Below are 22,949 nucleotides of genomic sequence, written 5' to 3' on the forward strand. Positions count from 1 at the left end.
AGGAGAGTGAGATGAAAAACTCAATTGAAATAGTTATTAATGCTTTACAGGAAGTGGTCGGTAATCCCGCGCATGATGAAGATAAAATCAAAACTTATTTTTCTTCCGTCTATCAGCAAATAGTTGACGGTCATAAGCTGGAATATGCTGACTTTCTCAGTCATATGAAAACGCTTAAGCTTGTGACAAGCCAGATAATAATTAATATCAAATCCGTTGCCGCAGAAGGTGATACGGTATTCACCCATCACTTTGTTGAGGTTAAAAAAAGCCAGGATGGCAACAGCCAGTTTGAAGTTTTCGCTTGTTTTACCCTCTCGTCCGGTAAAATTATTCGCTGCGAAGAGCTAACCAGAATGCTGAGCGGGCATCCTGTTGATAGAGATCTTGCCAGCAGAACAGAAGCGCCTCCACCTGCCAGACTTCACCAGAGCAAGACAGTATAAAGCTGCCGCTGCGCTATCGGATAACAGAACTTAAGCCCCCTGTGCCTTCCCCCAGGCGTCTGGTTTGCAGGCTGCGTCAATCCTGACTACTGTTTCTGGATACTCATTTATAGCGGCCGACGGGGCGAAACAGGAGGAGCGATGAAGCGCGACGTATTAAATGAAGATGACTACGATGAAGTGTGCCGGGTGATTGGCGATGCAGTGGTGGTGCTGGCTGAGTCGGGCCGGGAGACGCGGCGGGGTGATATTTCAGATCTGCTGAAACGCGCGCGTCAGCATCGTTCGCACAGCGAGCGCGATGAGCAGCGTATGCTGGAGCACGCGATTCGTCTGGTTAAGCTGTGAAAAGCACAGAGGCCTGGAGCGGGCAAGCGTAAATACGCGGGTCTACAGAGCAAGGAAGCGCCGTTTGCGTCGGCGCCAATGGCTATACCTGCTGCGCCAGCAGCCCAGGGCGGCTGGCAGGGTACCAGCTCACCAGAAAATGACGCAGATGATCAAAGCACCACTCCGCCTCGTCACGCTGCTGACAGTAGTACATCACCGTTACCTTTTCATATTCCCGCGCGCGCTGGCGCAGCGGCGACCAGCCCCAGTCAAGCACGCAGCGGGCATAGTTAAGTAAAGCGTCCGGCTCCATACGATGCTGCGTTGCCTGTTCGCGCAGGTAGCGTCCAAAAACCTGATCGAGCGTTAGCGTCTCATCCTGGGTGACGGGCAATTCAGGGCGAAAGGCGAAATCAATAAATCCGCACACCGCATCGTCGCGCTGCTGCCAGTCGCAGGCTAGCGTCATAAACAGCCCGTCCTGCAGATTCACCTCCTCCAGCAGACGACGAAGATTCGCCGACTGCGCCAGCACCGCAATCTCATCAATACGCTCCGTTTGCAGCGTAAGATCGATGCCGCAGGGGTTCACTGAACCATCCTCATTGCGCGTGGCGGGGAAGGGGAAATCAATATAGCCGTTATTATCCAGTCGCTTTTCCATAAGAGGTGAGCCTGCAGCCTGACAAGCCATGACAATAGACTATCTGGCCGCAGGACGCACGTCTAAGGGCACGTCCAGGTAATCATGGTGTCTTCGTGCGGATTAATCAGGCGGAACTGCTTATCCGACAGCCGCTGCGCGTAGTAGCCTTCCGGCGTAACGGCGGAGGGGACATATTTGAAACGATCCAGCGATTGCAGTGTCCCACTCTGCACTTTGACGCCATCGCGGCTGATGGTGAAGGCGTTGACGAGGTCAAAAATTGTTGCCCGCGTCTGTCCCAGCGGCTGGCCGTAAATGGTGCTGACTTCGCCGGGGCAATCCACCCCTTTCGGGCCGGAGGCACAGCCAGCAAGTAGCGTAATAAAAATGCAAAAGGTGAGTCGCAACATATCCTGTACCTGCTTCAATCCCTGGGAATCCCGTGGCGCTGATGTTTGATGCGTTGCGTCCCGGCTATTGTGATCATAGCAGGTCTGGCGCGGCATCCAATTTGCACTTTGATTAATAGTTAAGCTTTAAACGTGCCAGAGGGTGACTTGAGTAGCATATTAAAGGTATTCTTGCCATCTTTGCGCACCAGTTGGGCGATTTAAGGGAAATTTAATGAAAGAAGAAGAAGCCAGTCTAATGATTATTCGTCATGCGATCGAGAGGCTTGAAGCGGAAAAGAAGCAGCAGGTAGTCTCCTGCGTTGCTGCGATCCGCGATGTTATGCAGGGATACGACGAGGAAAACGCCTCGCTGGCGTTAATGCTGATCGCCGCCGAGGTTGCGGCGGAATAAACTTCAGCCCGGGGTTGCATGATGCGGCGCCGGGCTTCTAAGAATTCATTTCCTTTACCAGCCAGCGGTGGATCACGCCGACAATCCACGCCTGCTGCTCGCTGGTCAGCGGTTGATGGGCAGCGATGCTGTGCCACTTCGCCAGACAGCCACGACAGCAGGTCGCCGTAGCGTGCTGAGCGATAAACACCGGATGACCACGCATCGGCGTCTGTTTGCCGTCGTTCTTCGGCTCCGCCTGCGCCAGGCGCTGCGCGACAAAATCTGCCGCGTGCCTGTCAATAACCTCCGGTCCTTTCGCCAGACAGTAGTCGCGCTCTTTTACGCCCAGGTGGAAGCGGCGGCGAAACGGCGACTGTGCCAGCCGCTGGAACAGGGCATCTTCCCGGTTCATAGAATCTCCTTTAGGAATCAATGCGTTTTAAACCTTATCCTGGTTTCGCTTTCGTTATGCTGTGCTAAACCTAAAGCGAAACCAGCAAGGGAGGATATATGAAAAAAACGCTGATGCTGACTGGTGCGCTGAGCCTGAGCCTGCTGCTGGCCGGCTGCGCTAATGACCATATTCTGCATACCAACGACGGCCGCACCATTGTGACGCAGGGCAAGCCGAAGGTGGATGACGACACCGGTATGATCACCTACAAAGATGTCTACGGTAAAGAGCAGCAAATTAATCGCGACACCATCAAAGATATGTCGCAGGTCGGGAACTAACGACAGCTTTTGTCACACTTCGACCCGCCCCATGCGGGTCGTTCCGCTTTTCCCGTCCGTCTGGTGTGTTACTCTGAAAATAGATAACCAAATCAGAGCATAACTTCGACGGAGCCTGAAAATGAAAGCCACTCTTTTCACCCTCGGCTTGCTGAGCTGTTACATTGCACCCGCGTGGAGCGAAACCCAGTTCCAGATCACCTGTCCCGGTCGCCCGACAATGACCATCTCCCGCGCCGAATATGGCCTGAGCACCTTAACCTGGCCGCAGCACCACTTTCAGATTGCCGCTGGTCAGCAGCGCACCCGCTTAGAGGTCGGCGACAACGTTTCCATTACCCGCTTCCGCAACGGCGACCAGCTGATCGTCAACAACGCGAGCGAAGAGACCTTCTTCGTTTACCACGACAGCGACCGGCTGATACCCTGTAGCCGCAGTGAAACGCGCGATGTCGATCAGCTGTCGCTGGAGCCTTATGACGATCGCGACCATCCGCACTCTTAACCCGCTTTAGCCGGAGAGTCTATGCAACTGAACGTTACGGATGCGGTCACGCATCAGGATCTGGATGAGGTGCGCCTCGGTCTGAATAGTTTTAACAGCCGTTTTATCAATATCGACGAATTGAAGTCCATCGGCGTTTTCGTCACGGACGAGCATGGCAAAAAGCTGGCGGGGCTGACCGGCTCGACCACCGGCAACTGGCTGCGCATCGATATGCTGTGGGTCAGTGAGGCACTGCGCGGGCAGGGCGTTGGCAGCAGGCTGCTCAACGCGGCGGAAGAGGAGGCGCGTCGGCGCGGCTGCTGCTATGCGCAGGTTGATACCGCCAGCTTCCAGGCGCGCCCCTTTTATGAAAAGTCAGGCTATACGCTGCGTTTCAGCCTGGATAACTACCCGCGCCATCATCAGCGTCACTATCTGAGCAAAACGCTGTAATCAAAACAGCGGCTGCTGGCGCATATCCAGCGGCTGCTGTTCCGCCTCGTCTATTGCCGCCAGCCAGCTCTGCAGCGTGACTTCGACCCACGAGAGGTGGCCGCGCGTGGTGCTCATCAACACCACATCGGGCCGCAGCGTGCGGTAGAACTCCAGCGACTGCTGCAGCTCGTGCGGATTACTGTCCGGGGCCAGAAGAGTAACCCAGCGATGGTGGTCGCGCGTCAGGGTAGCGCCGACGAACAGGTAGGTGCGGCCCAGCGGCGAGGCGTAAAGAAAGCTGCTGCTGCCTGGCGTATAACCCGGCGTCGGCAGCAGATGGAAGTCGCCGAAGTGCGTCTCCTGCTGGGTAAAGGTGTCATCCGGCTCCAGCACCCGGCTGACGGGGCCGATAGAGCGGCTGTGGCAGTAAAGGGCGCTGTTAAAGCGCTGCTGAATGGCGATAGCGCCGGGCGCGGCTTCGTGCCAGTGGGTCAGATAGTGGCGAATTACGCCGCCTTCGTCGGCCAGCACTTCATGATCGAGCGGATGCTCCACGCGGCCAATCAGCAGGTTGCCGCGCGGATGACGCAGCATAAAGCCATGCATCATTAAATCATCAACAGTATCTTCCCCCGGAAATTCCGGCGTGGAGATCCACAAATCGTCGTACAGCGGCTTCAATGGCGATCTCCCTGAGAACGGCTTAATGCTCGGGTAAAACGGGATGGCCAGTGGCCTGTAGTTCAGCCTGATGGTTCGCCACGCGCAGCTGCGCGCGCGCGCCGATCGGCAGCGTCACGGTATCCGCATCGTGACCAAAGGCCAGATCGCTGATCACCGGCAGGCCGGTCACGTCGCGCAGGTACTGCCAGACGCCAGCGTAATCAAAACCGTTGTCATAGTCACTCATCGCGGTGCTGGTAAAGCTGCCGGTAATAATGGCGCGTTGCCGCGCCAGAATGCCGCTCTGCTGCAGCTGGATCAGCATGCGCTCGACGCGGAACGGGTGCTCATTCACATCCTCGATCACCAGAATGCCGTCGTCGAACTGCGGCAGCCAGGGGGTGCCGATCAGCGAGCAGATCATCGCCAGATTGCCGCCCCACAGCGTGCCCTGCCATTCACCGCTGTCCGGCGTCTCGCTGCGCCAGCCAACATTGACTGTAGGCGAAGTCAGCGCCTGCCAGAAGTGAGCCAGCGTAAATTCAGATAAAGCCTCCGCGCCGAAGTTACCGGCCAGCATCGGCGCGCTGAAGCTGATAAGGCCGGTCTGCGCCAGCAGCGCCAGCTGCAGAGCGGTAAAATCGCTGTGGCCGCACAGGGCCAGCGGCTGATTAAACAGACGGCGCTGTAGCGCGACGTAATCGATATGCGCCAGCAGGCGGCTGGCGCCGTAGCCACCGCGTACCGCCAGCACGATGTCGGGCAATGTCTCAAGCTGCGCCAGCTGGTTAAATTCGGCGAGACGCTCAGCGTCGGTACCGGCGAAGCGCTGAAAGCGGCGGCCGATGGTCTCAAGGTTATTGACCTGATGGCCCGCCGCGCGCAGCCGTTCGACGCCGCGCCAGGCGGCAGGCTGGTTATGACAATATCCGGAGGGCGAAACGAGATGAAAAGAACGCGAAATCATAAGACTATTCCTGCGGTTAGCGGGCATTTATCTGGCCGATGATGACGAAAAGCGCGACGGAAGTCACTGCGCGACACGGTTTTTTATGCAATTAGGATAAACGGTAATTTTGCTGCGGCGCGCGCCAGGTATGATAGCCTCCGACCCTATTGCATCAGGATGAAAAATTGGTGAAATTTCGATATCTTGCCCTTTCTGCGTTGCTGCTGACCGGCTGCGCCAGCGAACCGTCAAAACATGTCGTCAGGCAGCCAAACACGCCGTTAACCCAGGCGCCGCCCTCGAATATCAATGCCGCCTGGTCGATGTTCACCGAAGATGCCGCCAGTCATTATGGCGTTGATGAGAAGCTGATCAGCGCCATTATTACTGTCGAATCGGGTGGCAATCCCGGCGTCGTCAGCCGCTCCAACGCGGTGGGCCTGATGCAGATCAAAGCCTCGACGGCGGGCAGGGAGGTCTATCGCGTGCAGGGACGTCGCGGCCAGCCCTCTAATGCTGAACTGCGCGATCCGGCGAAAAATATCGATATCGGCACCGCCTATATCCGCATCCTGCAGCAGTCGGCGCTCTCCGGCATCCGCAATCCGCTGACGCTGCGCTACGCCACTATCGTCTCGTACGCCAACGGCGCAGGCGCGCTGCTGCGCACCTTCTCCCGCGACCGCGACCGGGCTATCGCCATGATTAACGCCATGTCGCCGGACGAGTTCTACCAGCACGTCCAGAACAAGCATCCCGCTGCGCAGGCGCCGCGTTACCTGTGGAAAGTCACCACGGCGTACCGCACTATTTAAGGCTTTACTCCACCAGCAGCCGCGCGGTGGGGTAATCCACAATCAAGACGTTAACGTAGCCGCCGCGCAGCGCGCCGCGAATAGCGTGCGCTTTTTCCTTGCTGCCCGCCAGCGCGACCACCTGCGGACATTTGCGCACCTGCGCCAGCTCCATGCCTATCACCGGATCCTCCTCCGCGCTCAGCACCGGTTCGCCCTGCGCGTCGAAGTAGTGCAGGCAGATATCGCCCACCGCGCCGCGCTGCGCCAGGGTGCGCAGCATCTCCTCATCATAATAGTTGCCGGAGTTGCGTAGCAGCGCCGACGGCTCCAGATCGCCGATGCCGACAATAGCCAGATCCACCTGATCGAACTTCTCCAGCACCTCCGCGACGTCAGGATTCGCCGCCAGCCGCTGACGATCCTGCACCGAGTGCTCGATCGACTGCGAAGGCAGCAGCCAGGAGGGGCAGTTAAGCAGCGCCGCCAGGTTCTGCGTCAGAATGGTCGCCTGCACGTTGCCGTTAGCGCCGACGCCGCCCAGCAGCTGGATCACCCCTTTGCAGGCGGCGTTAAAAGGGTGCAGCGCATCCACCATGGCGCGAATGGTGCCGCTCCAGGAGGAGATGCCAATCAGCTCGTCGGCGCGCAGCCGCGTCTCCAGATAGTGCGCCGCCGCCGAACCGATCGCCTGCTTGATCTGCTGCTGCGAGGCGTTTTCCGGCACGTCCACCACAATCGCCTGCGGCAGCCCGTAGGTCTGCTCGATCGCCTTCTCCAGCGCCGGAAAGATATTTGCGGGCGGCACGACGCTGATTTTCACCACGCCTTCCTTCACGCTGCGGTTGAGAATGCGCGAGACAAAAGACTGCGACAATTTCAGCATCTGCGCGATATCTGACTGCTTCATCCCTTCGCTGTAGTAAAGCGTGGCAATCTTCACCATCAGCCGTTGCTCATCCTGTTTCGCCATTCATCCTTCCTCTCTGTTTCGGCCTGGTATTGTTAACCAGGATGCGAGAAATCACAACGCAGGACATTTTGTGATCTTTTTCGCTTTTTAAACATTCAGGGTTGCGCGCCCGGCAGAGGCGGGTGCATAGTCATATTGCATATAAAATCGCAATTGAATATTTATTCAAGCGGAGAATAAACGATGAACGTACCTCTCGTCAAAATTACCCTACTGGCTTCACTGATGGCGCTTTCGACCGCCGCGCTCGCCGCTGATAAAGGCCTGCTGGCGATCATTACCCCTTCTCACGACAACCCCTTCTTTAAAGCAGAGGCGGACGGCGCGCAGGAAAAAGCGAAAGCGCTCGGCTTCACCACCCTGGTGGCGTCGCACGACGATGACGTTAACAAGCAGAACCAGCTGATCGAAACCGCCATCGCGCGCAAGGCGAAGGCGATTATCCTTGATAACGCCGGGGCGGACGCCACCGTCGGCCCGGTGCAGAAAGCCAAAGATGCAGGCATTCCTACCTTCCTTATCGACCGCGAAATCAACAAAACCGGCATCGCCGTGGCGCAGATCGTCTCTAACAACTATCAGGGCGCGCAGCTCGGCGCAGAGAAGTTCGCCAAACTGCTGAACGGCAAAGGCAGCTACGTCGAGCTGCTGGGCAAGGAGTCCGACACCAACGCCGGCGTACGTTCGCAGGGCTATCACGACGTGCTGGATGACTACAGCGACATGAAGATGGTGGCGCAGCAGAGCGCTAACTGGAGCCAGACTGAGGCGTTCAGCCGCATGGAAACCATTCTGCAGAAGAACCCGAACATCGTCGGCGTGATCTCCGGCAACGACACCATGGCGCTGGGCGCAGAGGCAGCGCTGAAAGCGGCGGGTAAAACCAACGTTATTGTGGTGGGCTTCGACGGCAGCGACTACACCCGCGACTCCATTATCAACAAAGGCAACATCAAGGCTACGGTGCTGCAGCCGGGCTGGGCGCAGGCGCAGATGGCGGTAGAGCAGGCGGACTACTACCTGAAAAACGGCAAAGCGCAGAAAGAAGAGAAGCAGCTGATGGACTGCGTGCTGATTGACGACAGCAACGCGTCGAAGCTGAAAAACTTTAACCTGGCGAAGTAACCGGAGGCGGCATGAAACGGACGAGAGCGACGCTGGCCGTCATCCTGGCGATAGCAGTAAGCGGCTGTACCGTGGTGGATCTCGACGCCAGCGGCAATCCGATCATGCCGAAAGATCCGCATGCGAAACCGGGCTACAGCAATCAGACGCCGCAGCAGATCGCGGAGGCGAGCTGGCAGAGTCGGGTGCTCGACACCGCCCGGCAGCACGCCATGAGCTGGGCGGATATGGAAACCAAAAGCGGAACGGTGAAGGCGGGCGGCAGTGAAAGCGTGTTTGTGCGCGCCAGCGGTACGGTCACGGCGGTAGACGACAGCAACAGCCGCGAGCGCACCCTGACCCTGACGCTGAACGGCAAGCCGGTAACAGTGAGCCTCGGGCCGGTTATCCGCAGCAACGCGCTGCGCGATGCCGCGGGTTTCCGCTTCGAGGAGTTCACCAATCAGGTGCAGTACGCGCAGCTGACCCGGGCGCTTAACCGCCACGCGGTGCAGCAGCTGCCGAAGGTGGACGCCAGCTGGGTAGGCAAACCGGCGCAGGCGCTGCTGGCTGTAGAGATGGGCCACGGCGTGGTCAACGACGTGATGGCGGTAGAGCTGAAGCAGGGGGCGACGCCATGAGCGACGATATCATCCTGCAGGCAAACCATATCACCATGCTGTTTCCCGGTACGCTGGCGCTGGATCGCGTTGACTATCGCGTCTGGCGCGGCAAGGTCAACGTGATTATCGGCGAAAACGGCGCGGGCAAATCGACCCTGATGAAAATTCTGGCGGGGGTGCAGCAGCCTACCAGCGGCGAACTCTTTCTCAACGGCGAAAAGGTGGTGCTGAGCAGCACGCGCGCCGCCGCGAAGCTCGGCATTGGCATGGTGCACCAGGAGCTGAACTTGTTTGAGAACCTGTCGGTGGCGGAGAACATTTTTCTTGGCCGCGAGCTGCAAAGGGGCATCCGCCCCATTAACGAAGCGGAGCAGGAGCGCCGGGCCGCCGCGCTGATGGCGCGCCTTGATCAGCCGATTTCGCCCAGAGAGCACGTCGGCAATCTCAAGGTCGGGCAGCAGCAGCTGGTGGAGATCGCGAAGGCGCTGGCGGAAGACGCCGACATCCTGATCCTCGACGAGCCTACTTCGGCGCTCAGCAAAACCGAAGTGGAGATCCTGTTCCGCGTCATCCGCGAGCTGACGCGTCAGGGCGTCTCCATCATCTATATCTCCCATCGCCTTGAAGAGCTGATGGCGATCGGCGACGTCATCACCATCCTGCGCGACGGCCGCTTTCAGGCGGAAGCGCAGGTCAGCGATATCGACGTGCCCTGGATCGTGCGCGAAATGCTCGGCAGCGAGCCGATGAGCAACTTTCTGCCGGACCAGCGCACCTTTGGCGCAGCGGTGCTGGAGGCGGAGCACATTACCTGCGTCAGCCCCAACGGCAACACGCTGGTGGATGACGTCACCTTTAACGTGCGCGCCGGGGAGATCGTCGGCATCTACGGGCTGATGGGCGCGGGGCGCACCGAGCTGTTCGAGTGTTTGCTCGGCAGCGAACGCAACTATCTCGGCAAAATCTGGCTCGACAGCAAGCCGGTGCCGACGCGCCTGCCGCCCGCCGAGCGCATCCGTATGGGCATGAGCCTGGTGCCGGAAGATCGCAAGCGCGCCGGCATTTTTCCGGTGTCGTCGGTGGCGAGCAATCTCACCATCGCCAGCCTGTGGCGTCGGCTGTCGCATCGCTTCGCCATCGCCCAACAGGAGGAGCAGGCCGCAGTGACCAGCACCGTCGGCAACCTGGCGATCAAAATCTCCTCGCCGGAGGTGGCCATCAGCGCCCTAAGCGGCGGCAATCAGCAGAAGGTGGTTATCGGACGCTCGCTGCTGACTAATCCGCGTCTGCTGCTGCTGGACGAGCCGAGCCGCGGCATCGACGTCGGCGCCAAGGCGGAGGTGTTTCGCATGATGGTGCGGCTGTCGGAGCAGGGCATCGCGGTGCTGTTCTCCACATCTGATTTGAAAGAGATCATGGCGGTGGCCGATCGCATCCTGGTGATGTCGGGCGGCAAACTTACGGCTGATATTCCGCGCGGCGACGCGGAAGAGTCAGCGCTGGTAAAAGCAAGCGCACAGGGGTTCTGAGCATGAAAGGCAATAACGCTATGACGATGGCAGGACAACCGGCGAAAGCGTTTAACTCGCGCGAGAGCATTATTCTGCTGCTGCTGAAGCTGCGCACCTTTATCGCGCTGTTTTTAATTGTCGGCTTCTTCGCAATTACCGTACCGGACTTTCTCGCGCTCGGCAGCCTGGTGATTATGGTGAAGCATATCGCGATCAACGCCTTTCTGGCGCTGGGCATCACCTTTGTCATTATTACCGCCGGCATCGATCTCTCTATCGGCGCGACGCTCGGGCTGTGCGGCATGATCGCTGGCTGGCTGATCACCAAAGGGATTGTCCTGCCGATGTTCGGCATCGCCATCTTCCCCAGCGTCTGGGTGATAGTGCCGCTGGTGCTGCTGGTGGGCGGCCTGATCGGCGCGGCGAATGGCTGGATTATCACCCGCTATAACGTCGCGCCCTTTATCTGCACGCTGGGCACCATGTATATCCTGCGCGGCGCGGCGATGCTGACCTCGGGCGGCGAAACCTTTCCCGGCTTACAGGGCAACCCGCTGCTCGGCAATACCGGCTTCGACCGCATCGGCGCCGGATCGCTGCTCGGTCTGCCCTACGCCATCTGGATGATGATCGTGCTGGCGCTGGTAATCGCCTATATCGCCCGTCGTCTGCCGTTCGGCCGCCAGGTTTATGCTATCGGCGATAACGAACGCGCCGCGGAGCTTTCCGGCGTCAAAGTGAAGCAGGTGAAAATCTGGGTCTATACACTCTCCGGCTTCTGCGCGGCGATAGCGGGCATCGTGGTGTCGTCGCAGCTGGTCGCCAGCCACCCCGCTAACGGCACCTCGTTTGAGATGAACGCCATTGCGGCGGTGGTGCTGGGCGGCACCTCGCTGGCGGGTGGACGCGGCACCATTCTCGGCACGCTGGTCGGCGCGTTTGTGATCGGCTTTCTCGCCGACGGCCTGATCATGATGGGCGTCAGCGAATTCTGGCAGATGGTGATCAAAGGCATCGTCATCATCATCGCCGTCATCATCGACCAGATGCAAAACCGCATGCAGCAGAAAGCGGCGGTGGTGGCGCAGAAGGCGCTGATCGAGGAGGGCGGCGAAGCGAAAAGTTAATCGGTGGCGGTGCAGGCGAGTTACTTTGCTGCACCCCCTTTTTTTACCCGTTATGAATATATATTCGTATATGATTTTTAATTCAGAGGTGACGTATGAATCCTTTCAAGCTCCCGGTCGACGAACTGCAGCGTAAAGCGCGTGCCGTACGCCGCCGTATTATCCAGCTTAACGCGGGCAGCCCGGCGGGCGGCCATACCGGCGCGGATCTGTCGCAGGCTGATATTCTGACCGCGCTCTACTTCCGCATTCTTAACTGCGCGCCGGATCGCGTCGAGGATCCGCAGCGCGATATCTATATCCAGTCAAAAGGTCATGCCGTCGGCGGTTACTACTGCGTGCTGGCAGAGGCGGGTTATTTTCCCGTCGACTGGCTGCCGACCTATCAGCACTCGGATTCGCACCTGCCGGGCCATCCGGTGCGGCAGAAAACGCCGGGCGTGGAGCTGAATACCGGTGCGCTCGGCCACGGGCTGCCGGTCGCGGTGGGTCTGGCGCTGGCGGCGAAAAAAGATGGCAGCAAACGGCGCATCTTCGTGGTAACCGGCGACGGCGAGCTGGCGGAGGGCAGCAACTGGGAAGCAGCGCTGGTAGCGGCTCATTACGGCCTCGACAACCTGATCATCATCAACGACAAGAACAAGCTGCAGCTGGCGGGCGCCACGCGCGACATTATGAATACCGATCCGCTGCCGGAAAAATGGCGTGCTTTTGGGCTGGAGGTGACGGAGTGCAACGGCAACGACATGGCGGAAGTGGTCAACACCATTGAAAGTCTGCCGCAGAACGGCAAGCCGCAGGTCATCGTGGCGCATACCGAAAAAGGCTATGGCGTCTCCTTTATTCAGAGCAAGGCGGAGTGGCACCACCGCGTGCCGAAAGGCGAAGAGATCGAACTGGCACTGGAGGAACTGAAAGATGAGTAATGCACAACATTTAGCCAGCGTTATGGTAACCGCCTTTATCGACGCGGTGAATCGCGGTGTGGATCTGGTGCCGGTGGTGGCAGACTCTACCTCCACCGCAAAAATTTCGCCTTTTATCAAAGCCTTTCCCGATCGGCTGGTTAACGTCGGCATCGCTGAACAGACGCTGGTGGGCACCGCTGCCGGTCTGGCGCTGGGCGGCAAGATCGCCGTAACCTGCAATGCCGCGCCGTTCCTGGTATCGCGCGCCAACGAGCAGGTTAAGGTGGACGTCTGCTACAACAACACCAACGTCAAGCTGTTCGGTCTGAACGCCGGTGCCAGCTACGGCCCGCTCGCCAGCACGCACCACAGCATCGACGATATCGCGGTGATGCGCGGCTTCGGCAATATCGAAATCTATGCGCCCTCCTGTCCGCTGGAGTGCCGCCAGATAATTGACTACGCCATCGAACATGTCGGGCCGGTCTATATCCGTCTCGACGGCAAAGATCTGCCGCAGCTGCATGATGAAAACTACCGCTTCGAACCGGGCAGGATCGATCAGCTGTGCGAAGGCAAGGATATCGCGCTGGTGGCGATGGGCTCGACGGTGCATGAGATTGTTCGCGCGGCGGAACTGCTGGCTGAAAAAGGGATCTCGGCGGGTGTGATCAGCGTTCCATCCATCAGACCTTGTGATACCCAACAGCTGCGCAACCTGCTAAATCACTATCCAGCCGCGATCAGCGTGGAAGAACACAACGTCAACGGCGGCGTCGGCAGCCTGGTGGCTGAGGTGCTGGCGGAAGGCGGCTGCGCCATTCCGCTGCTGCGCCTGGGCATTCCTGACGGCCAGTACGCTATTGCGGGCGATCGCGCCTCAACGCGGGCGCATCACGGCATCGATGCCGCGAGCGTCGTCAACAGTGCAGTGCGCATTTGCGCGGGAGCCTGACCATGGATGACGCCCTTATTCTGGCGATTGACGAAGGCACCACCAATGCCAAAGCGATCGCCGTTAATCGCCTGGGCCGCGTGGTCGCGCGCGGCAGCCAGCCGCTGACGCTGGCGCATCCGCAGCCGGGGCTGGCGGAGCAGGACGCGCTGGCTATCTGGCAGGCGGTACAGCAGGCGGTGACCGACTGTCTGGCGCAGTGCGGCGGCGCGCCCGTCGCGGCGGTAGCGATCAGCAATCAGCGCGAGTCGGTGCTTATTTGGCAGCGGCGCGACGGCAAACCACTGACGCCGCTGGTGAGCTGGCAGGATCGCCGCTCGGAGGCGTTCTGCCGCGATCTGCGCGCCGCGGGCAACGCCACGCGCATCACCGGACTGACTGGTCTGGCGGTGGATCCGATGTTTCCGGCGGCCAAGCTCACCGGCATGCTGGCGGCAATCCCGGACGGCGCGGCGCGCGCGGCGGCGGGCGAGCTTTGCATCGGTACGGTTGACAGCTGGCTTAGCTGGCAGCTGAGCGCGGGAGAAATCTTCGTCACCGATCACGCCAACGCCGCGCGCACCCAGCTCTACAGCCTGCACAGCAATGACTGGGACGATGAACTGCTGCGGCTGTTCCAGCTGCCGCGCGCCGCGCTCCCGACCATTGTACCGTCGGCCAGCGAGCAGGGCGCGGTAGCGATTAGCGTGATACCCGGTCTGGTGCCGGGCACGCCGATCCTGTCGCGCATCGGCGACTCCCATGCGGCGCTGCAGGCGCAGCGCCGCGGCGACGAGGAGGTCGTAAAAGCAACCTATGGCACCGGCTCCTCTCTGATGATGTCGATGGCGTCGCCGCTGCTGACCGACAACGGCCTCAGCACGACCGTGGCCTGGCACGACGGCGCGCTGCGCTTCGCCTTCGAAGGTAATATCACCCATACCGGCTCCGGCGCGGCCTGGCTGGGCAAAATGCTCGGCATACAGGACCCGCGCGAGCTGACCGCGCTGGCGCAAACCACCGCTCACAATCAGGGCATCTATTTTGTACCGGCGCTCTCCGGGCTGGGCGCGCCCTGGTGGGATCTTCGTGCGCGCGGCATGGTATGCGGCCTGACCGACGCCGCTACCCCCGCGGTGCTGGCGCGCGTGGCGCTGGAGTCGATCGCCTTTCAGATCGCCGACGTTTTTTTCGCTATGGAGCAGGCGAGCGGCCAGCGGCTGTCGGCGCTCTGCGTCGACGGCAGCGCGACCGCCAACGACTGGCTGATGCAGCTACAGGCGGACGTGCTGCAACGCCCGCTGCTGCGCGCGCCGACGGCGGAGGTCTCGGCGCTTGGCGCGGCGCTGCTGGCGGGCAAGGTGCTGGGATGGTGGCAGCAGGGCAGTGAAATGCAGGCGCTGCAGGGTGGCACGCGCGTAGAGCCGCGTACCGAACGGGCGCAGGCGATGCGGGAGAATTACCAGGGCTGGGTTGAGGCGGTGGCGCGCTGCCGGTTTCAGCCAGCGTGAATGTTAGCCAGGGAGGCAGGGCGTGTAAAAGAGGAGGCGCCGCTGCAGAGGCAGCTGCCGGGTCACGGACGTTTCGGCCGATCGCAAAGACCGCATAACGCATCCCTGCGCCTCGGCGCGGGCCGTCCCTGGCCCACGACGCTTTGCTCTTCGGCTGAAACGTCCTTTCCCTTTTGGTATCCGCGCGGTGTTGGGCTATCAGGCCCGACGCGCTTCCTGCTCGTCGTTCTCCGCGCGTAGCATCTCCACTGGCGGTATCCGGCCGCCGCTGAACTCTACCTGACGGATCGGGAAGGCGAAGCGGATATCGCGCTGCTCCAGCGCCGCCATCAGCTGCAGGTTAATCTCCTGCTGAATATCCATATATTTGTTGTAGTCGGCGTCGAGCACGAAATAGACCACTTCGAAGGTCAGCTTTGAATCCTCAAAAGCGAAAAAGTGGGCGCGGTCGAAGCGGGTCAGCTCAATGCCCTGAATAATCGACTTCACCAGCTCGCTGACTTCTCGCACCTGCGCGGAAGGCGTGCCGTAGCTCAGCCCGAAACGAAACAGGATGCGTCGCTGCTGCATGCGCTTGTAGTTATGGATCGTCTGCTGCAACAGAATGGTATTCGAACAGACGATCTGCTCGCCGCTCAGGCTGCGCAGGCGGGTGGTCTTCAGGCCGATATGCTCGATAGAGCCAGCGATATCGCCGAACACGATAAAATCACCGTGTTCGAAAGGCTTGTCAAAGCCAATCGCCAGCGAGGCGAAAACGTCGCTCAGCACCGTCTGGATCGCCAGCGCGATGGCGATACCGCCCACGCCGAGACTCGCCACCAGTGCGGTAATATTGATGCCCATATTCGACAGAATAGCGAGCAGCATCATCACCCAGACCACTACGCGCAGCAGAATGCCGAGGATTACCGTGGTCACCGGATTACGAACGTGCAGCGGATCGCGCAGCAAATTATGCAGCCACAGCCGGATGCCGCAGTCGATCCACATAGCAAGCTGAACGGCAAACGCCAGGAACCAGCCGTGGGAAATAAACCCGTTCCAGCTGGGGGGCACGTCGATAAAGCGCAGGGCGATCAGCAGCGAAAATATCAGCAGCAGCAGCTGGCTGGTGCTGCGCAGGATCTCCACCAGAATCGAGGTGAGGCGCACGTGGCGCTGTTCGCTGTAGCGCGCGATGCGACTGGAGATAAAACGGATGGCGCTGCGCAACAGCCAGTAGATCACCAGCGTTCCTGCCACCACGATAGCGCTGTTGATCCAGAAAGTTTCGTTAAGAAAAAGACGCTGAAAAAAGCCGGATGAGAGCCATTTTTCCATGGGGATGTTTCTCCTTGCCCGAAGGCGATTTAAAAAAGAGAGCAAGGAGAAGCATAGCCTGGATGCGCCTGGAGGCAGCGCAAATCACTGAATAATTACTGGAATCGATTCGCTTTATCGCGCGCCAGGCGCTCAAGGGCGAAGATGACCTGCTGCAGCTGACGCTCCTGCAACGGCTCTATTGCGGTAAAGCGGAAGCTGAGGCGCGGCGTGACGCGCGTTTCGTTTTTGCTGCTTACCACGCTGCGCTCGCCGATATGCAGCAGCTGCGCGCCCACTTCAAACTGACCATATTCGCCTAGCTCAACGCGCAGGTTTTTGAACTTGTCGCCGCTGTTCAGCCCGTCCGGCAGCGCCTCGTCCACCAGCACGCCGATGCCGCCCAGCGAGAGATCCTGCAGGCGAAAGCGCACCTTTTTGCCATTGGGCCACTCGCTGTGGCAATAAAAGGTCGGCTCCAGCGGGGCGGAGATACGGAAAAACTCCCGGCGCTGAATTTGCCACAGCAGCTCAGGCAGCGGCGCGCTAAAGGCGGGAAGACCCTCAAAAAGCGTTTTCTCCAGCCCGGTCAGGCTGAACTCCACCCTGGCACCATGGGTTTCAGCGGTGATGCTGACGTCGTGGCTGGAAAGGATGTATTCGTTGTCGAGATTATTGCTGCCAAGATCGAAGATAATGCGTTCTTTGTCGGCGTCCAGCATACGGCTGATAAACTGGCCGCGTGAAAAAGTGACCATCAAGGGCGTCTGAAAACGTAGCAGATCCTTCATCACGCCTAAAACTGCCAGCGTGCCACGTTTGAGATACTGTTCTTTATCGGCTTCTTTCACTTCCTGGCTCCAAAAGAGAGGGTAAATTTGCGGTTCGTTAATCCTTTATTCTCTGACCGTTATCGGCGTCCCCTGAGGAAGCTTTAGGTTTTTAAGTCAACTTTTTGCATCGCTTTTTTCTGCAGCTGAAAATTTCCTGTCTATACTTAGCTTTGTAATTCTCCTGATTAATCAGGCGGTCACAACCTAAACAAAAAGGAAGGAGTAGTCGATGGGTATCATTTCATGGATCATCTTTGGTTTAATCGCCGGTATTCTCGCTAAATGGATCATGCCGGGTCGCGATGGCGGTGGTTTTATCGTAACGGTGATCCTGGGGATCATTGGTGCGGTAGTCGGCGGCTGGATCAGTACCCTGTTCGGCTTCGGCAGAGTAGACGGCTTTAACTTCGGCAGCTTTGTGGTTGCGGTAATCGGCGCCATTGTCGTGCTGTTTATCTACCGTAAAGTCCGTAGCTGACACGCGTAGCCTAAGAACTGCAACGGGACGACATAGTCGTCCCGTTTTCTTTTCCTGCCAGAAAACCGTTCCCGCCAGTCCCCGCAGCAAGCGCTTTCCTCCCCAGCAGTCTCCCGCGTCAAAATATGACGATCGGTCAGATTAGCCGCCTTAATTTGAGAGGTTGGTAAATGAGAGCAGGGTGCAAAGGGAAAGGGAAGAGCGCCGGAGCGCCCTTCGCCTGCGCGGGTTATTTCGCCGCCGTGGCGGCCTGAGGGATATCCTTCACGCTGTTACAGGTTTTATCTTTCGGGCAGTACTTGTCGAGCAGCATCAGCGTCACGCCGTTAGTCCAGCCGAAGCCGTCCTGCAGCGGATATTCACCACCGCCACCACCGCCGAGGTTCGGCCCGTCAACCACATACTTCTCGACCAGCTTATGCTCTTTGTCATAGGTGGTCTGCACGTTCTGCAGGAAGCGCAAACCGACCTGCTGTGCCAGCTGCGGCTTGTTGTAGTGCTCCAGGCCTTCCACCGCGACCCACTGCAGCGGCGCCCAGCCGTTAGGTGCATCCCACTGCTGGCCGTTGTTTACCGTGGTGGTGAGCAGGCCGCCCGCTTTCAGCAGCTGCTTCTCTACCGCCGAGGCGGTGCGATCGGCCTGCTTGTCACCGGCCAGCTGCATATAGAGCGGGAAGAGCGTCGCAGCGGTTAGCTGCGGGCTGACCTGACGCGTCTTGATATTGTAGTCGGCGTACCAGCCCTGTTTGTCATCCCACAGATAGCGATTCACTGCCGCCTGACGCTTTTCCGCCAGGTCCGCGTAGTGTTTCGCTTTATCCTGCTGCTTGTCGAGCCGGTACCCTTTGGCGAGCGTCTGCTCCAGATGGAACATCAGGCTGTTAAGGTCGACCGGCGCCAGCTGAGTGGTGCGAATCGAGGCGATATTATGCGCGTCGCTGAACCAGCGCGAGCTGAAGTCCCAGCCGGAGGCCGCACCGGCGCGCAGATCGCGGTAAAGCTCGCCTTTATCGCGCTGCGGCGCTTTCTTCGCGGTATTGACGTCATCCAGCCAGGATTCGGTACGCGGCGCGTCGCGCGAATCCCAGTAGCGGTTGAGCAGGGTGCCGTCCGCCAGTTTGATTACGCGCTTGCTCGCCTGACCGGCGGCGACGCTGTCGCTGTCCGCCATCCAGTAGTCATACTCTTTCTGTAGCTGCGGCAGATATTTGCTGTAGGCCGCGTCGCCCTCGTGCGTCGCCAGCAGGTCAACCATCAGGCTGAAGAAAGGCGGCTGGGAGCGGCTGAGATAGTAGCTGCGGTTACCGTTGGGAATATGGCCGTAGGTATCCAGCTCCCACGCGAAGTTATCTATCATATCCTGCACGCGATCCCAGTGGCCGCTCTCCGCCAGACCGAGCATGGTGAAATAGCTGTCCCAGTAATAAACCTCGCGGAAGCGACCGCCTGGCACGACGTAAGGCTTCGGCAGCGGCAGCAGCGAATCATAACGCCCGGCGCTTTTAGCGGTACGCGTCAGCACCGGCCAGAGGCCGTCAATATGCGCGCGCAGGCTCTGTCCGGCGGGCGGCACATACTTTTCGCCGGCGGCGGGCAGGGTAAAGTTGCTGGCGACGAAACGCTTAAGGTCGAAATTGCGCTGATTCTTCTGCATCTGCCAGTCCGCCAGAATTGACGCAGGGTCGAACTTTGGCACCGCGTCGGCGAATGTTTTCTGGTCGGGGTAGAACTGAGCCTGCTGCACCGCGTTAAACAACGGGCCAAGCCGCACGTCCGGTGGCTGCGGCTGGCTGCTGAGCATACGTGAATTATCGTCTGCGTGCGCTGCCAGCGCAGGCAAACCCAGCAGCAGAGTCAGCACCACTGGCGCGACTCCCTTACGCCCGGCAGGCGCGGTTACGACAGTTTTTTTCATCGGTTTTTCTCCTTGTCCGAAAGGCGGCCGCGCGTAACGCATTGACCACTCAACTAACTTTAGTCGTAATCTCACAACCTGGCGCGGCAACGCTGTGGAAATGTGAAGCAGCCCAGGTGAGCGTCAGGCGGGCAGAAGGCGGTTTTTGCTTGCCCTGACGCCGCTTTTACCGGAGGCTGAGGGCAAAAAAAGAGGGGCAATATGGATATTATCTGGTATCACCCGTCTCAGGACGGTGAAGTCTGGCTGGAAGGCATGCAGCGGCGTCTGCCGCAGGCGCGCGTGCGCCGCTGGCAGCCGGGCGACGACGCGCCTGCCGACTATGCGATTGTGCGTCAGCCGCCGCGCGAGCTGCTGGCGGCGCGGCAGGGGCTGCGCGGCGTGTTCGCAATGGGCGCAGGCGTGGATGATATTCTCGCTCAGCTGGCGCGCTACCCTGACATGCTGCCGCAGTCGGTGCCGCTGGTTCGGCTCGAGGATAGCGGCATGGCGCGACAGATGCAGGAGTATGCGGTGTGCTGCGTGCTCGGCTGGTTCCGTCGCTTCGACGACTACCGCCGACAGCAGCAGCAGGCGCAGTGGCAACCTCTGCCGCCGGTGGCGCGCGAGGCGTTCAGCGTCGGCGTGCTTGGCGCGGGCGTGCTGGGATTAAGCGTTATCGAAGCGCTTAAGCCCTGGGGCTTCCCGCTGCGCGTCTGGAGCCGTTCGCCAAAGCAGATCGCAGGGGTAGAGAGCTTTGCCGGACGCGAGACGCTCAATGACTTTCTGCGCGGCGCGCAGGTGATTATCAATTTGCTGCCCACCACGGCGGAAACCCTCAACCTGTTCAACGCCGATACGCTGAGCCAGCTGCCGCAGCACGCCTGTTTCCTGAATATGGCGCGCGGCGCGCAGGTGGTGGAGAGAGATCTGCTGGCGGCGCTGGAGAGCGGGCAGCTGCGCGCCGCCGCGCTGGATGTATTCCAGCAGGAGCCGCTGCCGCAGGATAACCCGCTGTGGCGTCATCCGCGCGTCACCGTTACCCCGCATATTGCGGCATTAACGCTGACGGATGAAGCGATGGACGCCATTACGCGCGCCATCGGCGCCATTGAGGCGGGCGACCAGCCGTCGGGCTGCGTCGATCGCCAGCGCGGCTACTGATTGTTCCGGTTAACTTATTTCCCGCCCGGTCGGGCGGCGTGAAGGAGAAGATGATGTACCCTGTTGATTTACACATGCACACCGTCGCCAGCACCCATGCTTACAGTACGCTGCATGACTACGTCGCGCAGGCGAAAAACAACGGCATCCGGCTGTTCGCCATTACCGATCACGGCCCCGATATGGCCGACGCGCCGCACTACTGGCACTTCGTCAATATGAAAATCTGGCCGCGCGTCATTGACGGCGTCGGCATTCTGCGCGGTATCGAGGCGAATATTAAAAACCAGCAGGGCGAGATTGACTGCTCCGGCCCGATGCTCGGTTCGCTGGATCTGATTATCGCCGGATTTCACGAGCCGGTTTACGCGCCGCGCGACAAGAGCCATCACACCGATGCGATGATCGCCACCATGGCGAACGGCGTGGCGCATATTATCAGCCACCCGGGCAACCCGAAATTTCCGGTGGATATCCGCGCTATCGCCGAGGCAGCGGCGCACTACAACGTGGCGCTGGAGATCAATAACTCCTCGTTTACCACCTCGCGCCCCGGCAGCGAGCCAAACTGCCGCGCCATCGCCGAAGCGGTGCGCGACGCGGGCGGCAAGCTCGCCTTTGGTTCCGATTCCCATACCGCTTTTACGCTGGGGAATTTTGAGCACTGTCTGCGCATCACGCGCGAAGTGGATTTTCCTGAAGATCGCGTGTTAAATGTCACGCCGCGCCGCCTGCTCGATTTCCTTGAGCAGCGCACCGGCAAGCAGATTGCCGAACTGGCGGATTTCTAACCCCTTTACCTCTGGAATAGTGCATGAACGAGTTTTCCATTCTCTGCCGCGTAATCGGCTCTCTGTTTAACCGTCAGCCGCAGGATCCGCTGCTGGTTCCGCTGTTTACGCTGCTGCGCGAGGGCAAACTTGGCGCACAATGGCCGCTGGAGCAGGATGAGCTGCTGCAGCGTCTGCAGCAAAACAGCGATCCCCAGGCGCTGGCGGCGGATTACAATGCGCTGTTTGTCGGCCCCGACTGTAGCGTCCCGCCTTACGCCTCTCAGTGGCCGGAGGGCAAGCCAGAGCCAGAAGTGCGCGCTTTTCTCGCCTCGCGCGGTATGCCGCTCAGCGACGCGCCAGCTGACCATTTCGGCGTGCTGATGCTGGCGGCCTCCTGGCTGGAAGATCAGTCCGCTGAAGATGAGAGCGAGGCGCAGTTTGCCCTGTTCGATAGCTATCTGCTGCCCTGGTGCGGCGCGTTTCTCGGCAAGGTCGAGGCGCACGCCACCACGCCTTTCTACCGCACGCTGGCGGCGCTGAGCCGCGAGGCTATTCAGGCGATGTGGGATGAGCTTAATGAAGCCGCCGGAGACGACGGCGAAGAACAGGAATAACTCAGCCCGGTTTTACCAGCGCGCCGGATGCCTGCCCGGCGCACAGCCCGGCGTCGCGCAGAGCTGCGGCGTGCCGGGCAGTCGTGCGGCGGCGCGCAGGCGGTCACCCACTCCCCATGGCGTAAGCTCCACCATCGGCAGCGTATCGTGCTGATGCGCAAGGATGCCCGCTGAGGGACTCTCTTCCCGGCTGGGATGCTGCTGTAACAGCAGGGCGGTGCGCGCCAGCGACAGTCGCGCCTGAACGCCATAGCCGCTTGCGCGCCGCTGGCGCAAACCCTCCAGCGCCGCGGCGGCCATCAGGTAGCCCGTCGCGTGATCCAGCGCCTGAACCGGCAGCGGCGTTGGCGTCTCCCGTCCTGACCAGCGCATGCCGCTATCGGCGATGCCGCACGCCATCTGCACCAGACTGTCGAAGCCGCGGCGGTTGCGCCATGGCCCGCGCCAGCCCCAGGCATTAAGGCCGATATCGACCAGGCCTGGCGACAGCTTCGCGCGCGTTTCAGCGTCAAACCCCAGCTGCTCCAGCGCGTCGGCGCGATAGCCATGCACCAGCAGATCGGCCTGTTCCAGCAGCTCGCGCAGCGTCTCGCGGCCCGACGCCGTTTTAAAATCGACCACGGCGCGCCGTTTGCCGCAGGTAATCTCTTCATCCAGCGTCGGCTCGTGCCAGCCGGGCGGATCGATACGCAGTACCTCCGCGCCCAGGCTGGCGAGAAAACGCGTCGCGACCGGCCCGGCGATAACGCGCGTCAGATCTAAAACGCGCACGCCGAGCAGCGGTCGGGCGGCAGGCACTGGCCAGCGACGCGCCGGGGCGGCAACGCCGCGTTGCCAGTCGATCAGCGGCTCTTCGCCCACCGCCTGACCTTGCGGATGCTGTTGCCACTGCTGTTCGCTGCGCATCTGCGCGGGCCATGGCGCAACCG

27 protein-coding genes and 1 pseudogene are annotated in these 22,949 nt (G+C 60.1%); 18 read left to right on the forward strand and 10 right to left on the reverse strand.

Annotated elements, in window-relative coordinates; translation table 11 throughout:
- The first annotated feature begins 11 nt into the window (after nt 1-11).
- Nucleotides 12-446, forward strand: coding sequence for a nuclear transport factor 2 family protein (locus B3797_RS12345; RefSeq protein ID WP_311791221.1), 435 nt, complete (start codon nt 12-14; stop codon nt 444-446).
- Between the two features lie 141 nt (nt 447-587).
- On the forward strand, nt 588-794 hold the full coding sequence (locus B3797_RS12350) for a DUF2767 family protein (protein WP_311781663.1): 207 nt from the start codon (nt 588-590) through the stop codon (nt 792-794).
- 82 nt (nt 795-876) lie between these two features.
- Here B3797_RS12350 and B3797_RS12355 read toward each other — a convergent pair whose 3' ends face one another.
- Nucleotides 877-1,440: a hypothetical protein gene (locus tag B3797_RS12355; protein ID WP_311791222.1), complete on the reverse strand. Its 564-nt coding sequence runs from the start codon at nt 1,438-1,440 to the stop codon at nt 877-879.
- Between the two features lie 62 nt (nt 1,441-1,502).
- Complete coding sequence (locus B3797_RS12360; RefSeq protein WP_126688758.1) at nt 1,503-1,832, reverse strand: hypothetical protein; 330 nt, start codon at nt 1,830-1,832, stop codon at nt 1,503-1,505.
- A gap of 214 nt (nt 1,833-2,046) precedes the next feature.
- Here B3797_RS12360 and B3797_RS12365 point away from each other — a divergent pair, with 214 nt between their 5' ends.
- On the forward strand, nt 2,047-2,226 hold the full coding sequence (locus B3797_RS12365) for a hypothetical protein (RefSeq protein WP_311781661.1): 180 nt from the start codon (nt 2,047-2,049) through the stop codon (nt 2,224-2,226).
- Between the two features lie 37 nt (nt 2,227-2,263).
- Here B3797_RS12365 and B3797_RS12370 read toward each other — a convergent pair whose 3' ends face one another.
- On the reverse strand, nt 2,264-2,620 hold the full coding sequence (locus B3797_RS12370; protein WP_311791223.1) for a DUF4186 domain-containing protein: 357 nt from the start codon (nt 2,618-2,620) through the stop codon (nt 2,264-2,266).
- Between the two features lie 98 nt (nt 2,621-2,718).
- On the opposite strand from B3797_RS12370, the gene B3797_RS12375 reads away from it, so the two are divergent.
- The 3 genes from B3797_RS12375 (at nt 2,719) to B3797_RS12385 (ending at nt 3,883) form a co-directional block, all read left to right on the forward strand.
- Nucleotides 2,719-2,943: a YgdI/YgdR family lipoprotein gene (locus tag B3797_RS12375; RefSeq protein WP_126688761.1), complete on the forward strand. Its 225-nt coding sequence runs from the start codon at nt 2,719-2,721 to the stop codon at nt 2,941-2,943.
- A gap of 121 nt (nt 2,944-3,064) precedes the next feature.
- Nucleotides 3,065-3,448: a hypothetical protein gene (locus B3797_RS12380; protein ID WP_311791224.1), complete on the forward strand. Its 384-nt coding sequence runs from the start codon at nt 3,065-3,067 to the stop codon at nt 3,446-3,448.
- A gap of 21 nt (nt 3,449-3,469) precedes the next feature.
- A complete protein-coding gene (locus tag B3797_RS12385; protein WP_126688763.1) occupies nt 3,470-3,883 on the forward strand; it encodes a GNAT family N-acetyltransferase in 414 nt (137 codons plus the stop codon).
- Here the strand turns inward: B3797_RS12385 and B3797_RS12390 are convergent, their stop codons facing one another.
- Both B3797_RS12390 and ldcA read right to left on the reverse strand, forming a co-directional pair.
- The gene (locus B3797_RS12390; RefSeq protein WP_311791225.1) at nt 3,884-4,546 is read right to left on the reverse strand and encodes an MBL fold metallo-hydrolase; all 663 of its coding nucleotides are present in this window, start codon (nt 4,544-4,546) and stop codon (nt 3,884-3,886) included. It lies immediately after the preceding gene.
- A gap of 22 nt (nt 4,547-4,568) precedes the next feature.
- Nucleotides 4,569-5,495, reverse strand: a complete 927-nt coding sequence (gene ldcA / locus B3797_RS12395) for a muramoyltetrapeptide carboxypeptidase (RefSeq protein ID WP_311791226.1) — start codon at nt 5,493-5,495, stop codon at nt 4,569-4,571.
- Nucleotides 5,496-5,662: 167 nt separating this feature from the next.
- Between ldcA and emtA the strand changes: the two genes are divergently transcribed.
- Nucleotides 5,663-6,292, forward strand: a complete 630-nt coding sequence (gene emtA / locus B3797_RS12400; protein WP_126688765.1) for a membrane-bound lytic murein transglycosylase EmtA — start codon at nt 5,663-5,665, stop codon at nt 6,290-6,292.
- A gap of 4 nt (nt 6,293-6,296) precedes the next feature.
- On the opposite strand, the gene B3797_RS12405 is transcribed toward emtA, so the two are convergent.
- On the reverse strand, nt 6,297-7,244 hold the full coding sequence (locus tag B3797_RS12405) for a sugar-binding transcriptional regulator (protein WP_126688766.1): 948 nt from the start codon (nt 7,242-7,244) through the stop codon (nt 6,297-6,299).
- Between the two features lie 183 nt (nt 7,245-7,427).
- Between B3797_RS12405 and B3797_RS12410 the strand changes: the two genes are divergently transcribed.
- The 7 genes from B3797_RS12410 (at nt 7,428) to B3797_RS12440 (ending at nt 14,962) form a co-directional block, all read left to right on the forward strand.
- On the forward strand, nt 7,428-8,369 hold the full coding sequence (locus tag B3797_RS12410; RefSeq protein ID WP_311791227.1) for a D-ribose ABC transporter substrate-binding protein: 942 nt from the start codon (nt 7,428-7,430) through the stop codon (nt 8,367-8,369).
- Between the two features lie 11 nt (nt 8,370-8,380).
- Nucleotides 8,381-8,989, forward strand: a complete 609-nt coding sequence (locus B3797_RS12415) for a DUF2291 family protein (RefSeq protein WP_311791228.1) — start codon at nt 8,381-8,383, stop codon at nt 8,987-8,989.
- Nucleotides 8,986-10,500, forward strand: coding sequence for a sugar ABC transporter ATP-binding protein (locus B3797_RS12420; protein ID WP_126688769.1), 1,515 nt, complete (start codon nt 8,986-8,988; stop codon nt 10,498-10,500). Before B3797_RS12415 ends, B3797_RS12420 begins: the two co-directional genes overlap by 4 nt.
- Nucleotides 10,501-10,502: 2 nt before the next feature.
- A complete protein-coding gene (locus B3797_RS12425; protein WP_120452216.1) occupies nt 10,503-11,609 on the forward strand; it encodes an ABC transporter permease in 1,107 nt (368 codons plus the stop codon).
- A gap of 95 nt (nt 11,610-11,704) precedes the next feature.
- Nucleotides 11,705-12,535 (forward strand): transketolase, encoded by an 831-nt coding sequence (locus B3797_RS12430; RefSeq protein ID WP_120452218.1) that lies wholly within the window; start codon nt 11,705-11,707, stop codon nt 12,533-12,535.
- Nucleotides 12,528-13,472 (forward strand): transketolase family protein, encoded by a 945-nt coding sequence (locus tag B3797_RS12435; RefSeq protein ID WP_311791229.1) that lies wholly within the window; start codon nt 12,528-12,530, stop codon nt 13,470-13,472. Before B3797_RS12430 ends, B3797_RS12435 begins: the two co-directional genes overlap by 8 nt.
- Before the next feature lie 2 nt (nt 13,473-13,474).
- Nucleotides 13,475-14,962, forward strand: a complete 1,488-nt coding sequence (locus tag B3797_RS12440; protein WP_311791230.1) for an FGGY-family carbohydrate kinase — start codon at nt 13,475-13,477, stop codon at nt 14,960-14,962.
- 198 nt (nt 14,963-15,160) lie between these two features.
- Here the strand turns inward: B3797_RS12440 and B3797_RS12445 are convergent, their stop codons facing one another.
- Complete coding sequence (locus tag B3797_RS12445) at nt 15,161-16,285, reverse strand: mechanosensitive ion channel family protein (RefSeq protein WP_311781655.1); 1,125 nt, start codon at nt 16,283-16,285, stop codon at nt 15,161-15,163.
- Nucleotides 16,286-16,380: 95 nt separating this feature from the next.
- Nucleotides 16,381-17,115 carry a flagellar brake protein gene (locus tag B3797_RS12450; RefSeq protein ID WP_311781654.1) on the reverse strand — a complete coding sequence of 245 codons (735 nt, stop codon included), beginning with the start codon at nt 17,113-17,115 and terminating at the stop codon, nt 16,381-16,383.
- Between the two features lie 211 nt (nt 17,116-17,326).
- Between B3797_RS12450 and B3797_RS12455 the strand changes: the two genes are divergently transcribed.
- Nucleotides 17,327-17,575, forward strand: a complete 249-nt coding sequence (locus tag B3797_RS12455; RefSeq protein WP_120452227.1) for a GlsB/YeaQ/YmgE family stress response membrane protein — start codon at nt 17,327-17,329, stop codon at nt 17,573-17,575.
- A gap of 229 nt (nt 17,576-17,804) precedes the next feature.
- On the opposite strand, the gene treA is transcribed toward B3797_RS12455, so the two are convergent.
- Entirely contained in the window at nt 17,805-19,490 is a 1,686-nt protein-coding gene (gene treA, locus B3797_RS12460; protein ID WP_311781652.1) for an alpha,alpha-trehalase TreA, read from the reverse strand.
- 201 nt (nt 19,491-19,691) lie between these two features.
- Here treA and ghrA point away from each other — a divergent pair, with 201 nt between their 5' ends.
- Genes ghrA through B3797_RS12475 form a run of 3 tightly spaced genes read left to right on the forward strand, consistent with a single transcriptional unit; the run spans nt 19,692 to nt 22,020 of the window.
- Nucleotides 19,692-20,633 carry a glyoxylate/hydroxypyruvate reductase GhrA gene (gene ghrA / locus B3797_RS12465; protein ID WP_311791231.1) on the forward strand — a complete coding sequence of 314 codons (942 nt, stop codon included), beginning with the start codon at nt 19,692-19,694 and terminating at the stop codon, nt 20,631-20,633.
- A 53-nt stretch (nt 20,634-20,686) separates the two neighbouring features.
- Nucleotides 20,687-21,424, forward strand: a complete 738-nt coding sequence (locus B3797_RS12470) for a phosphatase (protein ID WP_311791239.1) — start codon at nt 20,687-20,689, stop codon at nt 21,422-21,424.
- A 23-nt stretch (nt 21,425-21,447) separates the two neighbouring features.
- Nucleotides 21,448-22,020: a TorD/DmsD family molecular chaperone gene (locus tag B3797_RS12475; protein ID WP_269949135.1), complete on the forward strand. Its 573-nt coding sequence runs from the start codon at nt 21,448-21,450 to the stop codon at nt 22,018-22,020.
- A 12-nt stretch (nt 22,021-22,032) separates the two neighbouring features.
- Here the strand turns inward: B3797_RS12475 and B3797_RS12480 are convergent.
- Nucleotides 22,033-22,949 (reverse strand): annotated as a pseudogene (locus B3797_RS12480) (CoA transferase); the annotation flags it as partial.

It is taken from the genome of Pantoea sp. UBA5923, from assembly GCF_002431095.1.
In the GTDB taxonomy this organism is placed as follows: domain Bacteria; phylum Pseudomonadota; class Gammaproteobacteria; order Enterobacterales; family Enterobacteriaceae; genus Pantoea; species Pantoea piersonii.